Consider the following 21577-nt stretch of genomic DNA (forward strand, 5'->3'; position numbering starts at 1 on the left):
GCCCTCGCGTACTGGACGATTTAGAGCAGCGACGCCGGCGGGTTGAACCGCTCGCCGTACTTCTCCGCCAGTTCCTTGGCGCGCGCCACGAACCCGGCCTTACCGCCGTGCGGATAGCCGACGATCAGCTGCGCGGCGCCACCGGTCCACGGCGGGAAGCCGATGCCCATGATCGAGCCGATGTTGGCGTCGGCCGTCGTCGTGATCACGCCTTCGTCGAAGCACTTCTGGGTTTCCAGCGCCTCGGCGAACAGCATCCGGTCGATCATGTCCTGCAGCGGCGGGGTCGAGGTGCCCGAGGAGAAGGTCTCCCGCAGCCCCGGCCACAGCTGAGTGCGCTTGCCGTCGACGTACTCGTAGAAGCCGGCACCGGAAAGCCTTGAGGGACGGCCGAGTTCGATCATCTTCTCGACCACGGCCTCGGCCGGGTGCGCCTCATAGGTGCCACCGGCTTCTTCGATGCCCTTGCGCGAAGCGACTGCGATCTTGTGCATGAGCTCGAGATTGAGCTCGTCGGACAGCTGCAGCGGCGGGGCCGGGTAGCCGGCCTGGGTGCCCGCGTGCTCGATCGACGCCGGCTCGACGCCCTCGCCGAGCATCGCCAGCGCTTCGTTGACGAAGGTGCCGATGACCCGGCTGGTGTAGAAGCCGCGGCTGTCGTTGACCACGATCGGGGTCTTGCCGATCGCCAGCGTGTAGTCGAACACCCGGGCCAGCGCCTCGTCAGATGTCTTCTCGCCCTTGATGATCTCCACGAGCGGCATCTTGTCGACCGGCGAGAAGAAGTGGATCCCGATGAAGTCCTCCTGGCGCTTCACCCCGGCGGCAAGACCGGTGATCGGCATCGTGGAGGTGTTGGAACCGAGGATCGCGTTGGGCTCGACGATGTCCTCGATCTCCTGGAACACCTTGTGCTTGAGTTCCTGGTTCTCGAACACCGCCTCGATGACGAAGTCGACGCCCTTGAAGTCGGCGGGATCGGCCGTCGGGGTGATCCGGCCCAGCAGGGCGTCGGACCGTTCCTGGGTGGTCTTGCCGCGCTCGAGAGCCTTGGCCTCCAACTTCTCGGAGTAGCCCTTGCCCTTCTGGGCCGCCTCGATGGTGACGTCCTTGAGCACCACATCGAAGCCCGCCTTGGCCGACACGTAGGCGATGCCCGCACCCATCATGCCCGCACCGAGCACGCCGATCTTGGTGATCGGGGTCTTGCCGATGCCCTCGGGCCGCGACCCACCGGAGTTGATGGCCTGCAGGTCGAAGAAGAACGCCTGAATCATGTTCTTCGCGATCGGCCCGGTGACCAGCTCGGTGAAGTACCGGCTTTCGATGCGGCTGGCGGTGTCGAAGTCCACCTGCGCGCCCTCGACCGCGGCGGACAGGATGGCCCGCGGAGCGGGCATCGGTGCGCCCTTGAGCTGCTTGCGCAACAGTGAAGGGAACGACGGCAGGATCGCCGCCAGCGCCGGGCTGGCCGGGGTGCCGCCAGGCATCTTGTAGCCCTTGGCATCCCACGGCTGGGTGTGCGCCTCGGGGTTGGCCTTGATCCAAGCCTTGGCGGCGGGCACCAATTCCTCGACACTGGAGACGAGTTCGTCGACCAGGCCGTTGTCCTTGGCGGCGGCCGGCTTGAACCGGGTGCCCTGGGACAGCACGTTGACGAAGCCGTTCTGGATACCGAGCATGCGGGTCACGCGGGTGACGCCGCCGCCGCCGGGCAGCAGGCCGAGGGTGACCTCGGGCAGGCCGATCTGAACACCCTTCACGTCGGCGACGATGCGGTGGTGACAGGCCAGGGCGATCTCCAGGCCACCGCCGAGGGCGGCGCCGTTGATCGCGGCGACGACCGGCTTGCCCAGGGTCTCCAGGGCGCGCAGGTCGCGCTTGATGTCCTCGACCTCGGCGAAGATCTCACCGGCGTTCTCCGGACCGGCGGTGATCATGCTCTTGAGGTCACCACCGGCGAAGAAGGTCTTCTTGCCGCTGGTGATCACCACGCCGGTGACCGAATCCTTTTCTGCAACAAGACGTTCGACAGCCTTGTGCATGGACTCCTTGTAGTGCTCGTTCATCACGTTGGCCGAACCGGTCGGGTCGTCCATCGTCAGCGTGACGATGCCGTCGGCATCCTTGTCCCACGCAATCGTGTTCTCTGCCATGACTTTTCCTTAAACCCTCTCGATGATGGTGGCGACACCCATGCCGCCGCCGATGCACAGCGTGATGAGCGCGCGCTTGGCGCCACGGCGCTCGAGCTCGTCGACCATGGTGCCGGTGATCATGGCGCCGGTGGCACCCAGCGGGTGGCCCATCGCGATCGCGCCGCCGTTGACGTTGAGCTTCTCGCTCGGGATGTTCAGGTCCTTCTGGAACTTCAGCACCACCGACGCGAAGGCCTCGTTGAGCTCGAACAGATCGATGTCGTCGACGGTCAGGCCGGCCCGGTCGAGCGCCTTGCGGGTGGCCGGGGTGGGGCCGGTCAGCATGATCGTCGCGTCCGCGCCGCTGGTGGCGGTGGCCACGATGCGCGCCCGCGGGGTCAGGCCCTGAGACTTGCCTGCGGCTTCGCTACCGACGAGCACCAGTGCGGCGCCGTCGACGATGCCGGAGCTGTTGCCGCCGGTGTGGACGTGGTTGATCTTCTCGACCCAGTGGTACTTCTGCAGCGCCACGTCGTCGAAACCGGCCATCGCGGCCAGTCCCTCGAAGGCGGACTTGAGCTTGCCCAGGCTCTCCACGGTGGTGCCGGGGCGCATGTGCTCGTCATGGTCGAGGATCAGCAGACCGTTCTGGTCCTTGACCGGGACCACGGACTTGGCGAAGTAGCCGCCCGACCACGCCGCGGCGGCGCGCTCCTGGGACTGTGCGGCGTAGGCGTCGACGTCCTCGCGGGAGAAGCCCTCGATCGTGGCGATCAGGTCGGCGCCGATGCCCTGCGGCACGATGTAGTTGTCGAACACGGTGGCGGGGTCGGTGAACATCGCACCGCCGTCGGAGCCCATCGGGACGCGGCTCATCGACTCGACGCCACCGGCGAGCACCAGGTCGTCCCAGCCGGAGCGCACCTTCTGCGCTGCGGTGTTCACGGCTTCGAGGCCGGACGCGCAGAAGCGGTTCAGCTGGACGCCGCCGACGGTGTCGGGCATGCCGGCCGCGATCACCGCGGTGCGGGCGATGTCGGCGCCCTGGTCGCCGACCGGGGAGACGCAGCCCAGGATGACGTCGCTGATCAGGTTCTCGTCGAGGTCGGGGAAGCGCGAGCGCAGTTCCTCGATCAACCCGACCACGAGGTTCAGCGGCTTGACTTCGTTGAGCGATCCGCCGCGCTGCTTACCGCGCGGGGTTCGGATGGCCTCGTAGATGAAGGCTTCTTCGGACATGTGTGTTTTCTCCAGGTCCTGTTCGGAATTGGGCGTGACGATCGTTCGACAGTCGTCCTCTGCACGCGAAGCCTACCAAGGCCGCCCAACCGGATGGTTGGGCAGTCGCTCAGGCCAGGCCGGGAACGGGGTTGACAGGTCACCGCCGGAGATCCCGGCGATGTCGGGTTTCTAGAACATCATCCCGGGGTTCATCTCCGAGGGGATCTGTTCGGCGACCACCTGGATCTGGGCCTCGGCCGATCGAAATTGACGAAACCGCTTATACCGGGCCTCCGACTAAGCTCCGCACCATGACGGGTCCCCATGTCGCCGGCCGGCCGACGACGGTCTCGAGGTTGCAGCCGTACGCGGTGACGATCTTCGCCGAGATGTCGGCGCTGGCCGCCCGGATCGGCGCGGTGAACCTCGGCCAGGGCTTCCCGGACGAGGACGGGCCGGCCGCAATGCTGGCGGCCGCGCAGAAGGCGATCGAAGAGGGTGTCAATCAATACCCGCCCGGAATGGGCATCGCCCCGCTGCGCGAGGCGATCGCCGCCCAGCGCAAGCGGCGCTACGACGTCGACTACGACCCGGAGACCGAGGTGCTGGTCACCGTCGGCGCCACCGAGGCGATCGCGGCCGCCATCCTCGGTCTGGTCGAACCGGGCTCCGATGTGCTGTTGATCGAGCCGTTCTACGACTCCTACTCCCCTGTCATCGCGATGGCCGGCAGCCGTCGGGTGCCGGTGCCGCTGGTGCCCGACGGCCGCGGCTTCGCCCTCGACGTCGACGCCCTGCGTGCCGCGGTCACGCCGAACACCCGGGCGCTGATCGTGAACTCCCCGCACAACCCCACCGGCATGGTGCTCGCGGACCGCGACCTGCGGGCGCTGGCGGCACTCGCTGTCGACGCCGACCTGTTGGTGATCACCGATGAGGTCTACGAGCATCTGGTCTTCGACGACAAGCGGCACCTGCCGCTGGCGGCCTACCCCGGGATGGCCGAGCGCACGCTGACGATCTCCAGTGCCGCCAAGATGTTCAACTGCACCGGCTGGAAGATCGGCTGGGTGTGCGGCAGGTCGGATCTGATTGCCGGGGTGCGGGCGGCCAAGCAGTATCTGAGTTATGTGGGCGGCGCACCGTTCCAGCCTGCGGTGGCCTATGCGCTGAATTTCGAAGAGGCCTGGGTGAGTGCTCTGCGAGATTCGTTGCAAGCCAAGCGGGATCGACTGTCGACGGCGTTGACCGAATTGGGCTTCGGCGTGCACGACAGTGCGGGTACCTACTTTCTGTGCGCCGACCCGCGGCCGCTGGGATATTCCGACAGCACCCAGTTCTGCGCCGAGTTGCCGACCAAAGCCGGGGTCGCGGCGATCCCGATGTCGGCGTTCTGCGATCCGCACTCTCCCCACATCGGCGAGTGGAATCACTTGGTGCGCTTCGCTTTCTGTAAACGCGACGACACCCTCGACGAGGCGATCCGCCGGCTCGGCGCACTAGCGGGCGGCCGCGACCTCTCCTAGCTCTACTCGCGTTGCAGCGAACCCTTGCCGCTGAGCACGAAGCCGCGCAGGCCTTCGGTCGCGGCGATCAGCACCGCCTTCTTCGCGCGCTTCACCAGGAAGTGCGGCAACGGTGTGGACGGTTCCAGGGTGAGATCGAACCGGACCCGGGTCGCCTCGCCCTCGGGACGCAGGGTGTATTCGCCGTGCTGGGCATGCTGCTGCGCGGTCCGGTCGGCGTCCCAGACCACCCAGTCCCGTCCCCAGTGGTATTCGACGACTTCGTGGTCGATGATCCCGAGCACTTTGACGGTGACCTCGACCCGCCGCGGCCGTCCGTCGGGATAGCGATCCACGACATGGACGTGCTTGTGCACCGACGACCACGTCGGCGCCGCCTCGATATCGGCGATGGCATCGAGGATGGCCTCCGGCGGGGCGTCGATCACGATCTCGCGCGATGCCCGTACCGCCACAATCAGCAAACTTAGTTACTCGACGAGCCCGCTGTGTCGGCTTTCGCCCAGTTGAACCATTACCAATCTATGTCGGCCAGCGATGTGGTGGTTTGCGGCGGTTGCCCCACCGGCCCGGCGGCACTGCGGGAGAACCGCGGCGCCGGAGCTGCCTGCTCGGTGCCATCGACGTTAATAACGGTGCGGCGCGCAAGAAGATGCTCGTTGCACGCGGCCTCGGTCCAGCTCAGCACCGGCGTGACGCACGCGTCGGTGCCGGCGAAGATCGTGGTCCACTCCGCTCGGGTCTTTCCGGCGAAGGTCGTCGCGAAGAGCTCCCGCATCTCGGGGTAGCGGTCCCGCTCGAATTGGCCGGGCACCTCCTGCGCCGGCAACCCGAGCCCGGCCAGCAATTGCGCGAAGAATTGGGGCTCGATCGACCCAACCGCCATGTACCCGCCGTCGGAGGTCTCGTAGGTGCGGTAAAACGGTGCTCCGCCGTCGAGCAGGAAGGACTCGCGCTGGTCCGCCAGTGACCCGGTCGCCTTCATCGTCCACATCATCTGCGCCAGCACGCTGACCCCGTCGACCATCGCCGCGTCGATCACCTGACCCTGGCCGGACTTCTCCCGTTCGTAGAGGGCGGCGACGATGCCGATCAGCACCAGCATTGAGCCGCCGCCGAAGTCGGCGACGAGGTTCAGCGGTGCCACCGGCGGGCGGTCCCGGTAGCCGATCGCGCTCAGCGCGCCGGTCTGCGACAGGTAGTTGATGTCGTGGCCGGCGGTCGACGCCAGCGGCCCGGTCTGACCCCATCCGGTGATGCGGGCGAAGATCAGCCGCGGGTTGACCGAAGCGCAGTCGTCGGGCCCGATCCCGAGACGCTCACAGGTGCCGGGCCGAAAGCAGTCCAGAAGAACGTCGGCCTTGGCCGCCAAGTCGAGCAGCGCGTCAGGTTGGTTCTTGACGTCCAGGTCCACCACCCGCTTGCCGCGGTGCATGAGGTCGACGTTCTCGGCGGGCATCGTCAGTCCGCCCGGGCGTCGCACTCTGACCACGTCAGCACCCAGGTCGGCCAGGATCATGCCGGCGTGCGGGCCCGGGCCGATGCCGCCGAGTTCGATCACTCTCACCCCGGCCAGGGGTCCGGTATTCGTCACGACTGAAAGGTAGCTCAGCCGTTCTTCTTGGACTTCAGAACCTGCGTGCGCAGTCCGTCGGTCGCGGTCTCCATCAGACCTTTGGCGCCGCGCTTGATCACGAATCCGGGCAGCGGAATCAGCGGGTCGACCGTCAGCTCGAACCTAACCCGGGTCGACTCGCCGTCAGGGGTCAGCGTGTACCGACCCTCTTGTGCGCGTTGCTGTTTGGAGCTGGCCAGGGTCCAACTGACCCCGTCGGGATGGACGGCATAATCGAGCACCTGGTCGTCGTTGATGCCGACGACCTTGACCGTCTGGCGTGACTTACTCGGGCGCCCCTCGGCGTCTCGCTCGAGCACCTCGACCTTCTGGTGCGCCTGCGACCATGTCGGCAGCGACTCCAGGTCGAACAGCACAGCGAGGATCTCCTCGGGCGTCGCCTCGATGGTGACCTCGCGGGTTTCGGTGACGGCCATGTCCGCACCATTGACCGCGGGAACGATTCCGAAACTATCCCTTGACCTTCAGCACCTGCTTGCGCAGGCCGTCGGTGGCGGTCTCCATCGCGCCCTTGATGGTGCGCTTGACCACGAAGCCGGGCAGCGGCACCGCGAGGTCGATCGACAGTTCGAAGCGCAGCTTGGTCTTGTCGCCGTCGGGCGTCAGCGTGTACTTGGCGTCCTGCGAACGCAATTGGCCGGCCTTGACCAGCGTCCAGCTCACCTCGTTGTCGGCCCAGGTGTACTCGACGATCTGCTCGTCGGTCAGACCCGCCGCCTTGATCTTCATCTTCACCTTGTGTGGCCTGCCGTCGTCATAGGCCTCCAGCACCTCGGCGCTCTGATACTGCGGCGACCAGCTGGGTGTCGATTCGACATCGGCGATGACATCGAGGATCGCTTCGGGACTGGCCTCGATCACGACTTCGCGGGAATCTTTGACTGCCATGGCGTGACCATAGTTGGTGCCGGCGATTTTCACCTGGGTTCTCCCGTGAGGGCCAACTGTTTTCGCGCCGGGGTCCCCTAAGCTCACAGACATGGCTGATGCGGTAGATCCGTCGGTTCCGCCGAGTGGCACCGGATGCGTCGAATGCGATGCCGCCGGCGGCTGGTGGGTGCACCTGCGGCGCTGTGCCGCCTGCGGGCACGTCGGGTGTTGCGACGATTCGCTGATGCGGCACGCCGCCGCGCACTGGCGGTCGAGCGGGCACCCGATCATCAGGTCGTTCGAGCCCGGCGAGGATTGGTTCTGGGACTACCAGACCAACCAGTACTACGACGGTCCGGAGCTGGCCCCGCCGGAGAGCAGGCCGTCCGAGGAGACCACCCCGGGTCCGCGCGGCCGGGTTCCGAGCGACTGGGTGGAGATCCTGCGTAACCGCGCCGACTGAGTCAGCGCGTCGACCCCGCCCCGGGGCCGCACGCACACGGTCGCATAGACATCGTCGCGGGAGGCCAGCGCCTCGTCGCCGACGACGACTCGTTTTTTGCGCAGCACCGAGCGGCCACACGCGACGAACGGAACCGGCGTCGCCCCGCCGTTCGCGGACACCTGCACCGAGTCGGCGAATCGGGCGCCGAGCTCGCCCGCCTCGAAATGCACGGTGTAGCGGATGGTGAAAAGCCAAGTGCCGTCAGGACGCAATTCACCGCGGACGATCAGAGAGTCGTCGCCGATCCTTGCCATGCCTCATAGTGCTCCGCCGCTGCGGCGGATGCGCGGAACCACGCCGAGTGTTACGCCAATCCGGCCGCGGCCATTTCCTTTTCAAATTCCACGGCCATCAGCTCGGCGAATTTCGTGACGGCCTTCAGCGGCCGCAGCATGACCGTGAACTCGTCGATGAGCCCGTCTTCGCGGACATGCAGGAAGTCGCAGCCGTTGATCTCGAGGTCGCCGACCTTGGCGACGAACACCAGCGCGTGGTCGGCCTGGCCTTCGCCGCCGATCTCCTTCACATAGGTGAGGTCGGCGAACACTCGCGATACCGCCCGCAGGATGACACCGATCTGGTCGCGGCCCTGGTAGGGCTTGTGTGCGATCGGGCTGCGGAAGACCACGTCCTCGGCGCAGAGAGCGGGCAGGGCATCGAAATCGCCGGCTTCGACGGCGACGCGGAACGCATGCATGTGGTCAGCATGCCACGGGTACACCAGCGGGAATGACGGCGACGAGGAACCTGCTGGGCGAAGACGCGGCGGGCGCAGCGCAGGGTGAGAGCACGAAGACGGTGGCCATCGCGTTCGGCGCCAACCTGATCGTCGCGGTGGCCAAGACGCTGGCGGGCGTGGTGTCCGGGTCGGCGTCGATGGCGGCCGAGGCCGCGCACTCCTGGGCGGATACCGGTAACCAGGCGTTTCTGATGATCGCCAATCGCCGCGCCGGCCGGGCCGCGGACCGCACGCGCCCGCTCGGCTACGGCCGGGAGGCGTACGTCTGGTCGCTGCTGGCGGCGGTCGGACTGTTCGTGGTCGGCGGGACGGTGTCGGTGTGGCGCGGGGTCAACGAACTGCTCGATGATCGCCCAGCCGACGAGCACTACCTGGTGGCCTACGTGGTGCTGGGGATCGCGCTGGTGATGGAGGGCATCTCGTGGACGCAGGCGGTGCGACAGTTGCGTACCGATGCGCATGCGATGGACCGCGAAGTACTCGAGTACGCCATGCAGACGTCCGATCCCACGGTGCGCGCGGTGTTCGCCGAGGACACCGCCGCGCTGATCGGCATCGTGCTGGCAGGCGCCGGTATCGGTCTGCATCAGCTGACCGGGGTGGCGGCCTGGGATGCGGTCGGCTCGATCCTGGTGGGCCTGTTGCTCGGCGTGGTGGCGGTGCTGCTGATCGACCGGAATCGCCGGTTCCTGACCGGGGAGCCGGGGACACCACAGCTGCGCGACGCCGTGGTCGCACGGATCGAAGCGCTCGACGATGTGGCGTCGGTTCGCTTTATCCGGCTCGAATTCGTCGGCCCGCGACAGCTTTTCGTGGTGGCGAGTGTGGACCTGGTCGGGGATCAGATCGAGTCGAGGATCGCGCACACCCTGCGCGAGCTGGAACGCAAACTCGAAGCCAACCCGCACATCGTCGATGCCGTGTTGACGATCGCCGAGCCTGCCGACCTGACCGCCACCGTCACTCGTCGATGATGCCCTTGCGCAACGACTCCAGTGCGGTGCGGCACAACCGGCCCAATTCGGCCAGCGATGTGTCCTCGCCGACCATCCAGAGCTCCATCGCGCCGAACACCGCGGCGGCGATGCACCGTGCTGTCACGATGACGCGCAGACGCTCGTCGGGAGTGGTGGCCGGGGCGCTCTGCGAAAGCTGGTCGACGATGGCGTCGGCGAATTCGGCCTCCACCTGCCGGGTGTGGCGCACGATTCGGCCGGCGTCGAGTTCCCTGGCCCGCAGCGCGGCGATCTGCGCGACGGCTTCCGGGTCATAGGGCGAGGCGTCGATGGCCGATTGCACCGATTCGATGATCGACTCCCCGGGCGAGCGGGCCTGCAAGGCCGCCCGGAACCACTCCAGGCCGACGTCGTAGTCTGCGAACAGCAGGTCGTGCTTCGACGTGAAGTGCCGGTAGAACGTGCGCAGTGACACTCCGGCGTCGTCAGCGATCTGCTCAGCGGAGGTGTCCTCGACACCCTGGGCCAGAAAACGCACGAGCGCGGCACGGCGCAGGGCGTCGCGCGTGCGCTCGCTGCGCGCTGTCTGAGCAGGGCGAACCACGGAGGTAACCTACCTCAAAAAGAATTGTCAAAATTGACAAAACGATTACCGACTTCACTACAGTTACGGAGCCATGACGCTCCTCGTTCATGCAGTGCTGGCCGTCCTCGTCATCGCATGGATCATCGGATCCAATTCGGCGGTGTTCCGCCGGCCGGCTAATGGTCCCGCCGTCAGTGCGCTCGAGATCCTGTACTACCTGGTCGGCATCGCGTCGGTGGCGCTGGGCTGGTACTTCAACATCCAGTTCGTGCATCAGTACGCCGACGGCTCGGGCAATGTCTTCACCGGCGCGGGCAGCTGGTGGCAGTTCATCACCCTGGGCTACGACAACCCCGCAGCGGCGTCAGCCAGCCAGGACTACACGATCGGCAACGTGATCCTGCTGCCGTTGTTCACGATCGTCGACGGGTACCGGCGCGGCATCCGCCGGCCGTGGCTGTTCTTCGTCTCCAGCCTGTTCACCAGCTTCGCGTTCGCGTGGGCGTTCTATCTGGCCACCGTCGAACGCCAGCGGCTGCACGAGAAGTCCGCTCAGGCAGTCGGCGCCAGCGTCGGGTAGTCGACGTAGCCGGCCGGGCCCGGGGAGTAGAACGTCGCCACGTCGGGCTCGGTCAGCTCGGCACCGGTGCGTAGCCGTTCGATGAGGTCGGGGTTGGCCAGGTATGCCCGGCCGACCGCGGCCGCACTGATGGCACCCCAATCGGCGAGGTTCTCCAGTTCGCAGAAGCTGGTGTCCACTTCGCGGCCGGTGTTCAGGACGAACGGTCCGGACCACAGTGCCCGCACGATTCCGAACTCGGGCGCGTCCGGGTTGATCAGGACGTGCAGGTACGCCAGCCCCAGCGGCGAAATGCGTTCCAGCAGAGCCTCATAGGCCGAGACGGTGTCGACTTCGTTGACGTCACCAGCTCCGTTTCCGGGCGAGATGCGCAGCCCGACCCGGTCGGCGCCGATCTCGGCGGCCACGGCCTCGACGACCTCCGCGGTCAACCGTGCGCGGTTCTCCGGTGTGCCGCCGTACCGATCGGTGCGGGTGTTGGTGGCATCGGCCAGGAATTGGTGCAGCAGATAGCCGTTGGCCGAATGGATTTCGACGCCGTCGAGACCGGCATCGACCGCGCGGCGGGCGGCGGCGCGGAATTGCGCGACCACTCCGGCGATTTCGTCGGTGTCCAAGGCCCGTGGCACCGGCAGCGGCTTCTTGCCGCCCGGCGTGTGGGCGAGCATTTGCGCCGCGATCGCCGACGGCGCCACCGACTCGGCGCCGTTGATGTCCGGGTGCGCCATGCGGCCGACATGCCAGATCTGCATGAACATCAACCCGTCCTGCGCGTGCACGGCCGAGGCCACCTCGGCCCACTTCTCCTGGTGGCTGTCGGTGTAGATGCCCGGGGTGTTGACGTAGGCCCCGTTGCCCACCTGGGAGACAGCGGTGGCTTCGGTGATGATCAGCCCGGCCGACGCCCGCTGGGCGTAGTACTCGACCTGCAGGTCGCTCGGCGTGCCGTCCGACTCGGCGCGTGAGCGCGTCAGCGGCGCCATGAAAAGGCGATTCCGCGCGGTGTTCGCCCCGATGGTGATCGGCTGGAGCAGGGCTGAGTCGTCGGTCAGCGTGAACGTCATGCTTGCCTACAAGCCCCGCGCGGCCTTATTCATTCCCGGCCTCACGGATCATCGTCATCTGGCAGGAAACGTTCAGGGTGGTGGTAGTCGTTGACCCCGCCGATCAGCATCGGTAGATGTGGCGGTGGGATCCATTCGGTGTCGCCGTTGGGGAGTTTGCGGGTCGTCCAGCCGCCGGTTTCCACGAGCTGATTATCCGGTGGGCAGGCGAAGGCCAATTCGTCGATATCGGTGGCGCCGCCGTGTTTCCAGTCTTTAGCGGCGTGGTGGACTTGGGTGGCATATCCGGGCACCGTGCAACCCGGCTTGGTGCATCCACGATCTTTGGCGTGCAACACAATTCGTTGATCGGCCGAGGCGATGCGTTTGGTGCGGCCCAACCACAAGGCTTGGCCGGTGACTCCGTCGAAGATCGTCAGGTAGTGGTAGCTATGCCGGGCCATCCGGATGACGTCGGTGATCGGCAGCATCGTGCCGCCGCCGGTGATGCCGTGGCCGGTCGCGTTCTGCAGTTCCTGCAGGGTGGTCGACACGATCACGGTGACGGGTAGGCCGTTGTGCTGCCCGAGTTTCGGATCACCGAGGGTGCCGCGCAGCATCGCCATCAACGCATCGTGCTGGCGCTGCCCGATCGTACGAGAATCCACCTGTGCCTGTTCTTGGGCAGGCTCACCCTCGGTGACCGCGGTTTGATCGGTCGGGTTGCACATGCCCGGGGCAGCGAACTTAGCGAACACCGCCTCGACGTAGGACATCATCTCCGGGGTGGCATTGATACGGATCTCGGTCATCCCGTCGGGCTGTTGGCGGCCCACCACCGCGGAGCGTTTGCGGGCTCGGTCCTCATCGGAGAACTGACCGTCCGGGTTGATCTCCAACGCCAACCGATGCGCCACCCGGCTCAACTGATCCGGACGCATCAGTGTCGCCTTCTCGGCCAGGAACAGCTCGGCGCCGTCACGGACCTCGGCGGGCACATCAAAGGGCAACTGTCCGAGGAACTTCGCAATGATCCGCACATGCTCGCCATCGAGGTTCCCGTCGCGCCACGCCTGCGCCGTACCGGGGTGACGCGGCGCCAGCGGCTCCCCGCTCAACGCGGTGCGCGGGCTCAGAGGCTCAACAACCTCGGCGCGGCGCTTGGCCTCCGCCGGCGTGATCCGCAACCAATCGGCCAGCACCTTTCCCGGCTTACCACCGATCTCGCTGACCTCACGCCGATGCAGCTCATGACTGAGGTCGTAGCGCACCACATCGTGATGGCGGGTCGCCTTCTCACACCGGGCGGCCAACTCCAACACATCCGTCACCGAAAGCCCGGCCACATCCACCTTCGACAACGTGGACAACGCCGCATCGATCGCGTCGAGCGCCTCACCCACCTCGATCGAAAGCATGTCGGAATTTTATCCCGGGCCACCGACAAAAGCAGACGTCGAAATCGATCTGTGGATGAAGTCAGATCTGGGGATAACCCCAGAGCCACAACCGAACTCAGCCCGCGCGCACCTCATCAAGAAACACACGTACGGTGTCTTCAGACGCGGACGACGGCAACCCGATCATCACCCGGTCGATGATCCCGTCGCAGCGCTCCCGCAGCGCGGCAGCCAATCGATCCAACGGCGCGACAACGGCGAATGTCTCGAGGATCTCATCCGAGATCAGCGTCGCCATCGTGTCCCACTCGCCGGCCAGCGACAGGCGGTGCAACTCGGTCTGCAGATCACCCCACCCGTGCAGCTCCAACACCTTCCGATAGGCAGGCGTCGAGGCGTAGAAGGCGATCTGCTTGCGCGAACCCGCCGCCGCGGCGGCCATCTCGGCCTCATCCGCGCCGGTCACCACGAACACCGGTGCCATCACCTGGAAGTCGCTACGCGACCGACCTGAGTTGGCCATCCCCCGCTCCAGCGCCGGAATGGTCACCTCGTCGAAATACCGCTTGGTGGTGAACGCGTGCGCGATCAGACCGTCGGCCACCTCGCCGCACATCTGCGTCATCAACTCACCGACCGCGGCGATCATCACCTTCGGCGACCCGTACGGATGCTGTTCGGGCACGAACATCGGCGTCATGAGCCGGTGGGTGTAGAACTCGCCGTCGAAGCTCAGCTTGGTGCCGTCACGCCAGCTCGCCCAAATCTCGTGCAGCGCAGTGACGAACTCGCCCATGCGTCGCACGGGATGGCTCCACGGCATGCCGAACCGCTTTTCGATGTGCGGTTTGATCTGCGTTCCCAATCCGAGCAGAAGCCGGCCGTGGGAGTAGTCCTGCAGATCCCACCCGATGTTGGCGACGGTCATCGGATTGCGGGCGAACGCCACCGCGATCGAGGTCCCCAATTCGATCTGGGTGGTGTGCTCGGCCGCCAGCGTCAGGGGAAGGAACGGGTCGTGGCTGATCTCGGCCGTCCAGCACCCGTCGTAACCGAGTCGCTCGACCTCACGGGCGCCCTCGGCGACCCCGGCAAGCCTGCTGATGACGCCGCGGTCGACTTTGAGACCGCCGACCTCGCCCATGCCGGCAGACGCTACAGTAAGCACTTCAGTATGGTCAACGCCGCCACGGTAAGGACACGTCGATGAGCAACGCGCAGGACTGGCAGGACACGCTCCACGACCTGAGTCGACGCCGTCAGCATGCGCATTCCATGGGCGGTGAGGAACGCCTGGCCAAGCACCACGGCAAGGGAAAGCTCGACGCCCGGGCGCGCATCGATCACCTCCTCGATCCCGGCACCTTCCAGGAGTTCGGCACCCTCGTCGGTGGCGAGATCGCGGCGGACGGTTTGGTGGCGGGCGCGGGCCGCATCGACGGGACGCCGGTGATGGTGGGCGCGGAGGACTTCACCACGTTGGCCGGCAGCATCGGTCCCGGCGGGAATGCCAAGCGCTACCGGCTCGCCGAACTCGCGCTCCGCAACAAGATTCCGCTGGTGATGTTGTTGGAGGGGGCCGGTTTCCGCGCTGCGGGCGGCGAACACTATGGCCGCACCCCGACTGACCTGATCGCGCAGGCGCGATGCTCAGGCAAGGTTCCGACCATCTCCGCCGTGCTCGGTCCGTCGGCGGGCCATGGCGCACTCGTGGCGCCGGTCTGCGACTTCTCGATCATGAGCGACCAGGGCGCGATCTTCACCGCGGGCCCGCCGGTCGTCAAAGAGGCGACCGGTGAGGACATTTCGAAGGAGGATCTCGGCGGACCGGTGGTCGCGTTGCCCAGCGGTGTCATCCACAACGTCGCCGACACCGACGAAGCGGTGCTCGACGACATCCGGCGCTACCTCTCCTACTTCCCGTCCAGTGCCTGGTCGTATCCTCCAACCCGGTTGTACGACGAGGAGGCCGGCCTTCGCCCCACTCCCGAACTCCTCGACATCATCTCCCGCGACAACCGCAACATCTACGACATGCGCACTGTCCTCGACGTCGTCTTCGACGAGCCGGACTGGTTCGAGATCCAGCCGAAGTTCGGCCAGGCGATCATCTGCGCGTTGGCGCATCTCGGGGGCTATCCCGTTGCGGTCGTTGCCAATCAGCCAACCGAGCTGGCCGGGTCCATCGACTCCGACGCCGCCGACAAAGCCGCGCATTTCATCATGGTCGCCGACTCGTTCCACCTGCCGATCGTGTTCCTGGCCGACAATCCCGGCATGCTGCCGGGTAGTCAGTCCGAGCGCAGCGGCGTACTTCGAAGCGGGGCAAGGATGTTCGCCGCACAGACCGCGGCGACGACGTTGAAGCTGCATGTCACCTTACGCAAAGCGTTCGGCTTCGGCTCGATGGTGATGTCACTGCTGGGCTTTGACAATCAGGTGGCGACATTCGCCTACCCAGGAGCGACGATGGGTGCGATGAGCGCGGCCGCGTTGAGCCGCGCCTCGCACGCCGACTCCGACGTCACCGAGATTCTCAAGAGCATGGAACTCGAGGCCTCCTACCGTTCGGCGGGCAGCCTCGGATTCGATGAACTGATCTCGCCTGAGGAGACGCGGAACTCGCTGATTCTCGCGCTGCAGCGCGGCATCTTCAGCCGTCAGGAAGTCGCCGAACCGGTCAGCCGGACGGTGATCACGCCCTAGTCTCCACCGTCTGAACACTTAGAGGGCGAAGGCCTGCGGTGGCCCGGCCAGCGTGGCCTTGGCTTGAAGTCCGATCGCGTCGGCGATCTCTATATCGCCGGCCGCTAACCCGTCGAGGGCCAATTCGACGAGTGCGGCCGGTTCGGTGACCGCCCCTTCGGGGAACTCGATCCCGGCGCTGCTGGCGAAGTCAAACAGTGTTTCGGTACCGATGAGCCCGGGCATGAGGCCGACGACTTGCGTTCCCTGCCCGGCTAATTCGACGCGCACGCCGTTGGTGAGCCCCCACTCGGCCGACTTGGCCGCAGCGTACGCGGTGTTGCCGGCCACGGTGAGCCACGCGGCCGCCGACAGCACGTTCACGATGGCCCCTCCGCCGTTGCGCGCGAGAACCGGTGCGAACGCCCGGATGACGTTCAACGTGCCGAAATAGTTGGACTCCATCACCCGCCGGACGTCCGACAGGTCGCCCGTCACCAGGCTGCCACCCGCGGTGTCGGCGGCGTTGTTGATCAGGATATCGACGTCACTCGCGAGCTCGGCGGCGGCCTGCGCTGCCCTCTGGTCGGTGATATCCAGGCGCAGCACCTCGACACCCGGGACATCGACGAGCTCGGGTCGCCGCGCGGTGGCGTACACCTTGGCGCCACGGTCAAGGAGTTGGGTCGCGAAATGAACGCCGATACCGCGATTGGAGCCAGTGACCAATGCCGTAGCGCCTGCCAATTTCATCTGTCCTCCATGGCATTCCGGGGTGTCGTACAAGCTGACCGGGCGGTCATCTTGACCCCGCCACTGTAAGCACAAGATGACCACGCGGTCAACTTGGTATCGTGCGGGCGTGACCGCACCCGCTCGCTCCCTGCGTGCCGACGCCGCGCGCAACCGCGAATCGCTACTGGCCGCCGCCGAGGAGGTGTTCGCCGAGCGCGGCGTGGAGGCCTCGGTCGCAGATATCGCCCGCCGCGCGGGGGTGGCCAAAGGCACGGTGTTTCGGCACTTCGCCTCCAAAGACGACTTGATCGCGTCCCTGGTGTGCGAGCACCTGGTCACTCTCACCGACGCTGCGCACCGGTTGTCGGATGCCGATGATCCCGGTGCGGCCCTGCTGGAATTCCTCACCATCGCCGCCGACCAGCGGCGCCAACACGATCTGACGTATCTGCAGACCTACAGCGCGGGCGATGCCAGGGTGATAGCGATCCGCGACGCGGTCCACGCCGGCGTCGAAACGCTTGTCGCCAATGCCCGCGCGGCCGGCGCAATCCGCCCCGATGTCACCGGGACCGATGTCTTCCTGCTGATGTGTGCACCGGTGCACGTGATGGACGGGCTCTCCGATCCGCCACCCGACTTGTGGCGGCGCTACCTGGCGATCATCTTCGACGGGTTACGCCCTGAGGGCGCAACCGCATTACCGCTGCCTGCACCCGAATTATCCTGAGGTGAAACGACTTCAGCTACCTGACCGCCTGCCGGTACGCCGCGACCACCGGCTCCAACTCGTCCGGCGTCGCGCCGTGCATGATCACCGCGTCGGCGCCGTAATCGAACTCCTTGCGGATGCGGTCCACACACTGTTCCGCCGAGCCGGTGGCCGACGGCTCCAGCCACTCATCGGGAATCAGCGTCGCGATGTGCTCGATCTGCTCGGCTGTCGCCTTGTGGTCTATCCCGCCGCCCACCGACTGCACCACTGAGTCCGCGCGGAAGCGTTCCAGCACAGCGGGATCCCAGTTGTTCGTGGTGACCATCAGGTCGCCGTAGCCCTGCAGGTAGGTGGCCAGCCGCGCGACGGTCTTCTTGAGCCGTAACTCCTCGGGCAGGTGATCGCCCACAGTGGCGAAGCACGACCACACCCGCACGCTGGCCGGATCACGACCGGCCTGCTCGGCGGCGTCTTTGACGGTCTTGACGCAGCGCGTCAACGTCTCCGGAGTGAAGTAGGTGTGCAGGATGACGTCATCGAACTCCCGGCCGCCGAGCTTCAGCGTCTCCGGGCCGAACGCCACCAGAGCCAGCCGGATGTCCTCGTTGAAGTCCGGATCCAAGAAGAGAACCGGGTATTTCCCCAACGGACCGTCGTGGTTGAAGATCAGCTCGCCGTGCCACAGCCGGCGCATCACCTGGGCGAAGTCTTCCATCTGCGCGGTGGTCACCGGAGGAATGCCGAACGCCCCGTAGAGCGCCGCTATGCCGCGGCCGATCCCGAGCGTGAAGCGCCCACCCGAGAGCCGGTGCATGGTGGTCGCCCATGATCCGGTGATCAGCGGGTGACGGGTGTTGTGATTGGTTGCCGCCGTGGCGATCTGCATCCGGCTGGTCACCGCGCACGCCGCGCCCACCAGCGAAGAGGCCTCCTTGACGTTCCAGCGCTCCGAGATGAAGCCGGTGCCGAAGCCCAGCTCCTCGCCGCGGCGGGCTTCGTCCATCAGCGTGGCCGGACCCTCGCCGCCGGCACCCGCCAGCAGGTAGTAACCGAGCTCGTCGAGCACACGTTCAGAAGTCATGCCCAAACTCCTTGTTTGTAGCCGCAATTCCACACTTCGGTGATCCGGCCGTCGACGACGCGGAAGATCTCCATACTGCCCACGTCGACCCGCCCACCGTCCTTGAGCGTCATCGGCGATTGGTACACGATCGCGACGTGCTCGCCGTCGTCGCCGGCCACCACCAGGTTCAGGTCGAAGCGGATCTCGTCAAACATCTCCAAGTGGTCGACGACCCGCTGGACCGCCTCGGCGTGGGTGAGCACGACAGCCTCGCCGACCTCGTGTCGAATCACGCTGTCGCCCAGCAGTTCCTCAGCGAGTGCGACATCCCGGTTGTTCCAGACCACCAGGTTGTACAGCTCGACGACCTCGCGCGCGCTGCGGCTCATCCGAACACCTCCAGCGCATCGATGTCGGCGATCGTCGCCACCGCCCGATCGGTCAGGGTCAGGCAGAGCTCGCGCGAGCGCTGCGGCAACGCATCCCAGCCGAGCAACGTGATGACGGGCAGCACGATCAGGAATCCCGTCGCCAATCGGTAGTGGCGCCACGCCTCGTCGAACGAGTAGCCCATGTCGCCCAGATCCTGAAGGTATTCGCGCACCAGTATCTCGTCGCGGCCGCGCCGGATCTCGCTGGGCAATCCCTGGCTGACCAGGTAGGCGATGTCGGCCGCACCCGCACCGACACAGGCGAACTGAAAGTCCACCACCTTCATCTCCTTGCCCGAGAAGAACATGTTGTCGGCGCGGATGTCGCCGTGCAGCAGCATCGACCGCTCGGTCAAGCCGTCGAGCGCTGTCGCGGCGTGCTCGGTGAACCGCTCTGCGAAACGGGCCACCGACTCCGGCACCGGTGCCGCCGAGTGCGTTCGGTAGATCTCCCAGCCGGGACCGAAGGCAGGCACCAGTAGATCGCGGACGGCGGGCATGTCGAAACGTGGAAACAACTGCAGTGCAGCAGTATTGGACGGCTCGACCGACCATGCGTGCAATCCGGCCAACTGCTGGATGCACAGCCTCGCCTGTTCGATCGACAATCCCGCAAGGTGGTCGGCGTTCTCCCACTCCAACAGGTCTTCCATCACCAGGACGAAATCGGCGGAGTCGTCGGCCATCCGCGCCGCGTAAACGTGCGGCGTGCCCAGCGGAGCCCGACCCGCGATATCGCGATAGAAGGCCAGTTCGCGCCGGTAGCCACCGAGCAGCTCCATCGCGCCGCGGGCCTCCGACTGCGCCGCCAGCTTGGCGATGACCGTTCGGGGAACGCCCTCACCGGTGAGGTGCAGGCGATACAGCAGCGACGAGAATCCGCTGTCCTGGGCGATCTGTTCGGCGACGACGTCGGTCACGGTCGCGTGCAATGCCTCGGTGAGCCACGCCGGGTCGACGGCGTCGATGCCTGACGGCACCTGTGCCGTCGCTGAAGTCACCCTCGCAAGATAGTTGCGAGGTGTTTAATATGCAAGGGTGCCCTCCCCCGCACGTGGTTTGACGCAGCCCGAACGAGTCGAGACGTCCCGGCGCCGCCTGATGGAGGCCGCCGCCGAGCTGATCGTCGAGAAAGGCTGGGAGGCAACAACTGCCGCCGACATCGGCCGCCGCGCCGGATACAGCCGCACGATGGTGCACGCCCGCTTCGGCGGCAAGGAGGCGATCCTGGAGGACTTCCTGCAGGAGTACGTCAGCCGGCTCAACCCGGACCTTGTGCCGTACCCGACCGGAATGGACCAGGTGCTTGCGCACATCGACCGGATCCGCGACCTATACGCCGTTGACCGGGACGTGTTGCGCGCGATGTTCGTGTCCACCTTCGAGGCGATGAAGACCACCTCACCACTTCGCGATCGCGTCCAGGACCAGCTGACCGGGGGTGTCGCAAACGTGGCCGACGGACTGCGGAAAGGACAGCGGGACAACTCAGTTCGCCCTGACATTGATCTGGACCGGGCGGTCAGCGATATCACCGCCGCGTTCTTCGGCCTCGCCTTTCAGTGGGTCGCGCTGCCGTCCGGGTTCGACCTGGATGCCGAACTGGCGCACGCACGCGACCGGATCGTCCGAGACTACGGCGCCTGAGTCAGCGCGCGCAGGAACTGCTCGGTCTGCGCCCGGACGGCACCCGAGAACAGATGTCCGACATGTCCGCCGTCATGCCAGTACAACTGCCCGCCCCAACGTTCGTGCAACGCCAGCGCGGACTGCCGGTAGGCCATCTGGTCGTGCCACGCCCCGACGATCAATCGCCGGTCCGGGGACGGTAACGGGTCGAGCGCGAGCGGATCGATCACCGAGGTGAGGTCCGACACGATGTCGGATGTCATTGCGGCCCCGACGCTATCGGCTGCCGACCCCCACCGGTGCAGGTGCCGGGCGATCATCCCGTTCAGCCCGAGGATCGGCGTGTAGAGCGCGACGGCGCGGACGCGGTCGTCCAGCCCCGCGACCAGGGCTGCGACCGCGCTACCCAGCGACAACCCGGAGACGGCGATCGTGGTCGCGTCAGGCTCGATCCAGTCGATCACCGCGCGCACCTCCGAGACCGCCCGGACCATTCCCGCGACGTTCGCGACCGGGTCTGTGCCGGGATACGCCGGCCAGCGGTCGCGCCGCGGCCCATGTCCGGGCTGAACGGGCAACGCGACATTGAAGCCCAGCTCCCGGTGGATGCGCCCGACCCTGGCGACCAGGATGTCGGACATGCCGCCCTGGCCCGCGCCGTGTACCCACACCAGCCAGGGCCGCGGTCCGTCGTCGTGGCGGAACAGCACGACCTCGGCCCAGGCCGGACCGTCGTGCCCTTCGGCCGCCAGCGCAGAGACCAGTTGCGGGTCGTGGTCATAGCTCATTCGCTCATAGGACAGCACTCCGGCGCTGACCCGCCGAATACTGTTGACCTTCAACGGCTCCGGCGCATTATGCACTCCGGTAACCCCGAGGGCGACCAAGTCGGCTGCCACCCCGGCATAGTCTTCGACCGGGCGGTCCAGCCGGGGCGGTGACGACAGCAGGGTCATCCCGGTGACCACCAGCTCATCAAGGGCGACCTCGGCGACCTGCCGTACACCGCGCCCGGTCAGCGGGCTCCAGTCCTTCGAGCGGTGCAAAGCGGCCAGCGACCGGGGTAGCACGCCGCCCAGCTGGGTCGCCAGTCGGTGTGCGGTGCTCAGCCCCATCCCG

Annotated in this window: 24 protein-coding genes; 7 read left to right on the plus strand and 17 right to left on the minus strand. The window is 66.4% G+C overall.

Annotated elements, in window-relative coordinates:
• Positions 1-20: 20 nt before the first annotated feature.
• Positions 21-2156: a 3-hydroxyacyl-CoA dehydrogenase NAD-binding domain-containing protein gene (locus tag AB4879_RS10885; RefSeq protein ID WP_370507594.1), complete on the minus strand. Its 2136-nt coding sequence runs from the start codon at positions 2154-2156 to the stop codon at positions 21-23.
• Positions 2157-2165: 9 nt separating this feature from the next.
• Positions 2166-3377, minus strand: coding sequence for an acetyl-CoA C-acetyltransferase (locus tag AB4879_RS10890; protein ID WP_370507595.1), 1212 nt, complete (start codon positions 3375-3377; stop codon positions 2166-2168).
• 293 nt (positions 3378-3670) lie between these two features.
• Here AB4879_RS10890 and AB4879_RS10895 point away from each other — a divergent pair, with 293 nt between their 5' ends.
• Positions 3671-4885 (plus strand): pyridoxal phosphate-dependent aminotransferase, encoded by a 1215-nt coding sequence (locus AB4879_RS10895; RefSeq protein ID WP_370507596.1) that lies wholly within the window; start codon positions 3671-3673, stop codon positions 4883-4885.
• A 2-nt stretch (positions 4886-4887) separates the two neighbouring features.
• Here the strand turns inward: AB4879_RS10895 and AB4879_RS10900 are convergent, their stop codons facing one another.
• From AB4879_RS10900 to AB4879_RS10915, 4 genes are read right to left on the minus strand one after another with little or no spacing between them, the layout of a single operon-like run.
• Complete coding sequence (locus AB4879_RS10900; RefSeq protein WP_102808802.1) at positions 4888-5340, minus strand: SRPBCC family protein; 453 nt, start codon at positions 5338-5340, stop codon at positions 4888-4890.
• A gap of 59 nt (positions 5341-5399) precedes the next feature.
• Positions 5400-6479 (minus strand): CaiB/BaiF CoA transferase family protein, encoded by a 1080-nt coding sequence (locus AB4879_RS10905; protein ID WP_370507597.1) that lies wholly within the window; start codon positions 6477-6479, stop codon positions 5400-5402.
• A 14-nt stretch (positions 6480-6493) separates the two neighbouring features.
• On the minus strand, positions 6494-6937 hold the full coding sequence (locus tag AB4879_RS10910; RefSeq protein ID WP_370507598.1) for an SRPBCC family protein: 444 nt from the start codon (positions 6935-6937) through the stop codon (positions 6494-6496).
• Positions 6938-6971: 34 nt separating this feature from the next.
• Complete coding sequence (locus tag AB4879_RS10915) at positions 6972-7409, minus strand: SRPBCC family protein (protein WP_370507599.1); 438 nt, start codon at positions 7407-7409, stop codon at positions 6972-6974.
• 91 nt (positions 7410-7500) lie between these two features.
• Between AB4879_RS10915 and AB4879_RS10920 the strand changes: the two genes are divergently transcribed.
• Entirely contained in the window at positions 7501-7854 is a 354-nt protein-coding gene (locus tag AB4879_RS10920) for a UBP-type zinc finger domain-containing protein (protein WP_370507600.1), read from the plus strand.
• Here the strand turns inward: AB4879_RS10920 and AB4879_RS10925 are convergent.
• Both AB4879_RS10925 and AB4879_RS10930 read right to left on the minus strand, forming a co-directional pair.
• The gene (locus tag AB4879_RS10925; protein ID WP_370507902.1) at positions 7737-8150 is read right to left on the minus strand and encodes a hypothetical protein; all 414 of its coding nucleotides are present in this window, start codon (positions 8148-8150) and stop codon (positions 7737-7739) included. The genes AB4879_RS10920 and AB4879_RS10925 overlap by 118 nt on opposite strands.
• Positions 8151-8200: 50 nt before the next feature.
• Entirely contained in the window at positions 8201-8593 is a 393-nt protein-coding gene (locus AB4879_RS10930) for a nuclear transport factor 2 family protein (RefSeq protein WP_102808806.1), read from the minus strand.
• Positions 8594-8625: 32 nt separating this feature from the next.
• Here AB4879_RS10930 and AB4879_RS10935 point away from each other — a divergent pair, with 32 nt between their 5' ends.
• Positions 8626-9609 carry a cation diffusion facilitator family transporter gene (locus tag AB4879_RS10935; protein ID WP_370507601.1) on the plus strand — a complete coding sequence of 328 codons (984 nt, stop codon included), beginning with the start codon at positions 8626-8628 and terminating at the stop codon, positions 9607-9609.
• Here AB4879_RS10935 and AB4879_RS10940 read toward each other — a convergent pair.
• Complete coding sequence (locus tag AB4879_RS10940; protein ID WP_102808809.1) at positions 9596-10195, minus strand: TetR/AcrR family transcriptional regulator; 600 nt, start codon at positions 10193-10195, stop codon at positions 9596-9598. The genes AB4879_RS10935 and AB4879_RS10940 overlap by 14 nt on opposite strands.
• Positions 10196-10268: 73 nt before the next feature.
• Here AB4879_RS10940 and AB4879_RS10945 point away from each other — a divergent pair, with 73 nt between their 5' ends.
• Positions 10269-10757: a DUF2834 domain-containing protein gene (locus AB4879_RS10945; protein WP_370507602.1), complete on the plus strand. Its 489-nt coding sequence runs from the start codon at positions 10269-10271 to the stop codon at positions 10755-10757.
• Here AB4879_RS10945 and AB4879_RS10950 read toward each other — a convergent pair.
• From AB4879_RS10950 to AB4879_RS10960, 3 genes are all read right to left on the minus strand, one after another.
• Positions 10730-11821 carry an alkene reductase gene (locus AB4879_RS10950; protein ID WP_370507603.1) on the minus strand — a complete coding sequence of 364 codons (1092 nt, stop codon included), beginning with the start codon at positions 11819-11821 and terminating at the stop codon, positions 10730-10732. The two genes, AB4879_RS10945 and AB4879_RS10950, sit on opposite strands and share 28 nt — an antisense overlap.
• 41 nt (positions 11822-11862) lie before the next feature.
• Positions 11863-13218 (minus strand): HNH endonuclease signature motif containing protein, encoded by a 1356-nt coding sequence (locus AB4879_RS10955; RefSeq protein WP_370507604.1) that lies wholly within the window; start codon positions 13216-13218, stop codon positions 11863-11865.
• Between the two features lie 97 nt (positions 13219-13315).
• A complete protein-coding gene (locus AB4879_RS10960; protein ID WP_370507605.1) occupies positions 13316-14344 on the minus strand; it encodes an LLM class F420-dependent oxidoreductase in 1029 nt (342 codons plus the stop codon).
• Between the two features lie 62 nt (positions 14345-14406).
• Between AB4879_RS10960 and AB4879_RS10965 the strand changes: the two genes are divergently transcribed.
• Positions 14407-15906 carry an acyl-CoA carboxylase subunit beta gene (locus AB4879_RS10965; protein ID WP_370507606.1) on the plus strand — a complete coding sequence of 500 codons (1500 nt, stop codon included), beginning with the start codon at positions 14407-14409 and terminating at the stop codon, positions 15904-15906.
• Between the two features lie 18 nt (positions 15907-15924).
• On the opposite strand, the gene AB4879_RS10970 is transcribed toward AB4879_RS10965, so the two are convergent.
• On the minus strand, positions 15925-16638 hold the full coding sequence (locus AB4879_RS10970; protein WP_370507607.1) for an SDR family NAD(P)-dependent oxidoreductase: 714 nt from the start codon (positions 16636-16638) through the stop codon (positions 15925-15927).
• A gap of 109 nt (positions 16639-16747) precedes the next feature.
• Here AB4879_RS10970 and AB4879_RS10975 point away from each other — a divergent pair, with 109 nt between their 5' ends.
• A complete protein-coding gene (locus tag AB4879_RS10975) occupies positions 16748-17350 on the plus strand; it encodes a TetR/AcrR family transcriptional regulator (protein WP_102808281.1) in 603 nt (200 codons plus the stop codon).
• Between the two features lie 16 nt (positions 17351-17366).
• Here AB4879_RS10975 and AB4879_RS10980 read toward each other — a convergent pair whose 3' ends face one another.
• From AB4879_RS10980 to AB4879_RS10990, 3 genes are read right to left on the minus strand one after another with little or no spacing between them, the layout of a single operon-like run.
• The gene (locus tag AB4879_RS10980; RefSeq protein WP_370507608.1) at positions 17367-18416 is read right to left on the minus strand and encodes a TIGR03857 family LLM class F420-dependent oxidoreductase; all 1050 of its coding nucleotides are present in this window, start codon (positions 18414-18416) and stop codon (positions 17367-17369) included.
• Positions 18413-18787, minus strand: a complete 375-nt coding sequence (locus tag AB4879_RS10985) for a nuclear transport factor 2 family protein (RefSeq protein WP_370507609.1) — start codon at positions 18785-18787, stop codon at positions 18413-18415. Before AB4879_RS10985 ends, AB4879_RS10980 begins: the two co-directional genes overlap by 4 nt.
• Complete coding sequence (locus AB4879_RS10990; RefSeq protein WP_370507610.1) at positions 18784-19830, minus strand: phosphotransferase; 1047 nt, start codon at positions 19828-19830, stop codon at positions 18784-18786. The genes AB4879_RS10985 and AB4879_RS10990 overlap by 4 nt, the downstream gene beginning before the upstream one ends.
• Positions 19831-19867: 37 nt before the next feature.
• Here AB4879_RS10990 and AB4879_RS10995 point away from each other — a divergent pair, with 37 nt between their 5' ends.
• A complete protein-coding gene (locus AB4879_RS10995; RefSeq protein ID WP_370507611.1) occupies positions 19868-20476 on the plus strand; it encodes a TetR/AcrR family transcriptional regulator in 609 nt (202 codons plus the stop codon).
• On the opposite strand, the gene AB4879_RS11000 is transcribed toward AB4879_RS10995, so the two are convergent.
• A complete protein-coding gene (locus AB4879_RS11000) occupies positions 20464-21573 on the minus strand; it encodes a PHB depolymerase family esterase (protein WP_370507612.1) in 1110 nt (369 codons plus the stop codon). The genes AB4879_RS10995 and AB4879_RS11000 overlap by 13 nt on opposite strands.
• Positions 21574-21577 lie beyond the last annotated feature (4 nt).

Source organism: Mycobacterium sp. SA01 (assembly GCF_041287105.1).
Classification (GTDB): domain Bacteria; phylum Actinomycetota; class Actinomycetes; order Mycobacteriales; family Mycobacteriaceae; genus Mycobacterium.

Bases quoted from the DNA above. Each gene is read 5' to 3' on its own strand.
- AB4879_RS10885 (WP_370507594.1), bottom strand. From the start codon at position 2,156: ATGGCAGAGAACACGATTGCGTGGGACAAGGATGCCGACGGCATCGTC.
- AB4879_RS10890 (WP_370507595.1), bottom strand. From the start codon at position 3,377: ATGTCCGAAGAAGCCTTCATCTACGAGGCCATCCGAACCCCGCGCGGT.
- AB4879_RS10895 (WP_370507596.1), top strand. From the start codon at position 3,671: ATGACGGGTCCCCATGTCGCCGGCCGGCCGACGACGGTCTCGAGGTTG.
- AB4879_RS10910 (WP_370507598.1), bottom strand. From the start codon at position 6,937: ATGGCCGTCACCGAAACCCGCGAGGTCACCATCGAGGCGACGCCCGAG.
- AB4879_RS10915 (WP_370507599.1), bottom strand. From the start codon at position 7,409: ATGGCAGTCAAAGATTCCCGCGAAGTCGTGATCGAGGCCAGTCCCGAA.
- AB4879_RS10920 (WP_370507600.1), top strand. From the start codon at position 7,501: ATGGCTGATGCGGTAGATCCGTCGGTTCCGCCGAGTGGCACCGGATGC.
- AB4879_RS10925 (WP_370507902.1), bottom strand. From the start codon at position 8,150: ATGGCAAGGATCGGCGACGACTCTCTGATCGTCCGCGGTGAATTGCGT.
- AB4879_RS10930 (WP_102808806.1), bottom strand. From the start codon at position 8,593: ATGCATGCGTTCCGCGTCGCCGTCGAAGCCGGCGATTTCGATGCCCTG.
- AB4879_RS10935 (WP_370507601.1), top strand. From the start codon at position 8,626: ATGACGGCGACGAGGAACCTGCTGGGCGAAGACGCGGCGGGCGCAGCG.
- AB4879_RS10945 (WP_370507602.1), top strand. From the start codon at position 10,269: ATGACGCTCCTCGTTCATGCAGTGCTGGCCGTCCTCGTCATCGCATGG.
- AB4879_RS10950 (WP_370507603.1), bottom strand. From the start codon at position 11,821: ATGACGTTCACGCTGACCGACGACTCAGCCCTGCTCCAGCCGATCACC.
- AB4879_RS10955 (WP_370507604.1), bottom strand. From the start codon at position 13,218: ATGCTTTCGATCGAGGTGGGTGAGGCGCTCGACGCGATCGATGCGGCG.
- AB4879_RS10960 (WP_370507605.1), bottom strand. From the start codon at position 14,344: ATGGGCGAGGTCGGCGGTCTCAAAGTCGACCGCGGCGTCATCAGCAGG.
- AB4879_RS10965 (WP_370507606.1), top strand. From the start codon at position 14,407: ATGAGCAACGCGCAGGACTGGCAGGACACGCTCCACGACCTGAGTCGA.
- AB4879_RS10970 (WP_370507607.1), bottom strand. From the start codon at position 16,638: ATGAAATTGGCAGGCGCTACGGCATTGGTCACTGGCTCCAATCGCGGT.
- AB4879_RS10980 (WP_370507608.1), bottom strand. From the start codon at position 18,416: ATGACTTCTGAACGTGTGCTCGACGAGCTCGGTTACTACCTGCTGGCG.
- AB4879_RS10985 (WP_370507609.1), bottom strand. From the start codon at position 18,787: ATGAGCCGCAGCGCGCGCGAGGTCGTCGAGCTGTACAACCTGGTGGTC.
- AB4879_RS11000 (WP_370507612.1), bottom strand. From the start codon at position 21,573: ATGGGGCTGAGCACCGCACACCGACTGGCGACCCAGCTGGGCGGCGTG.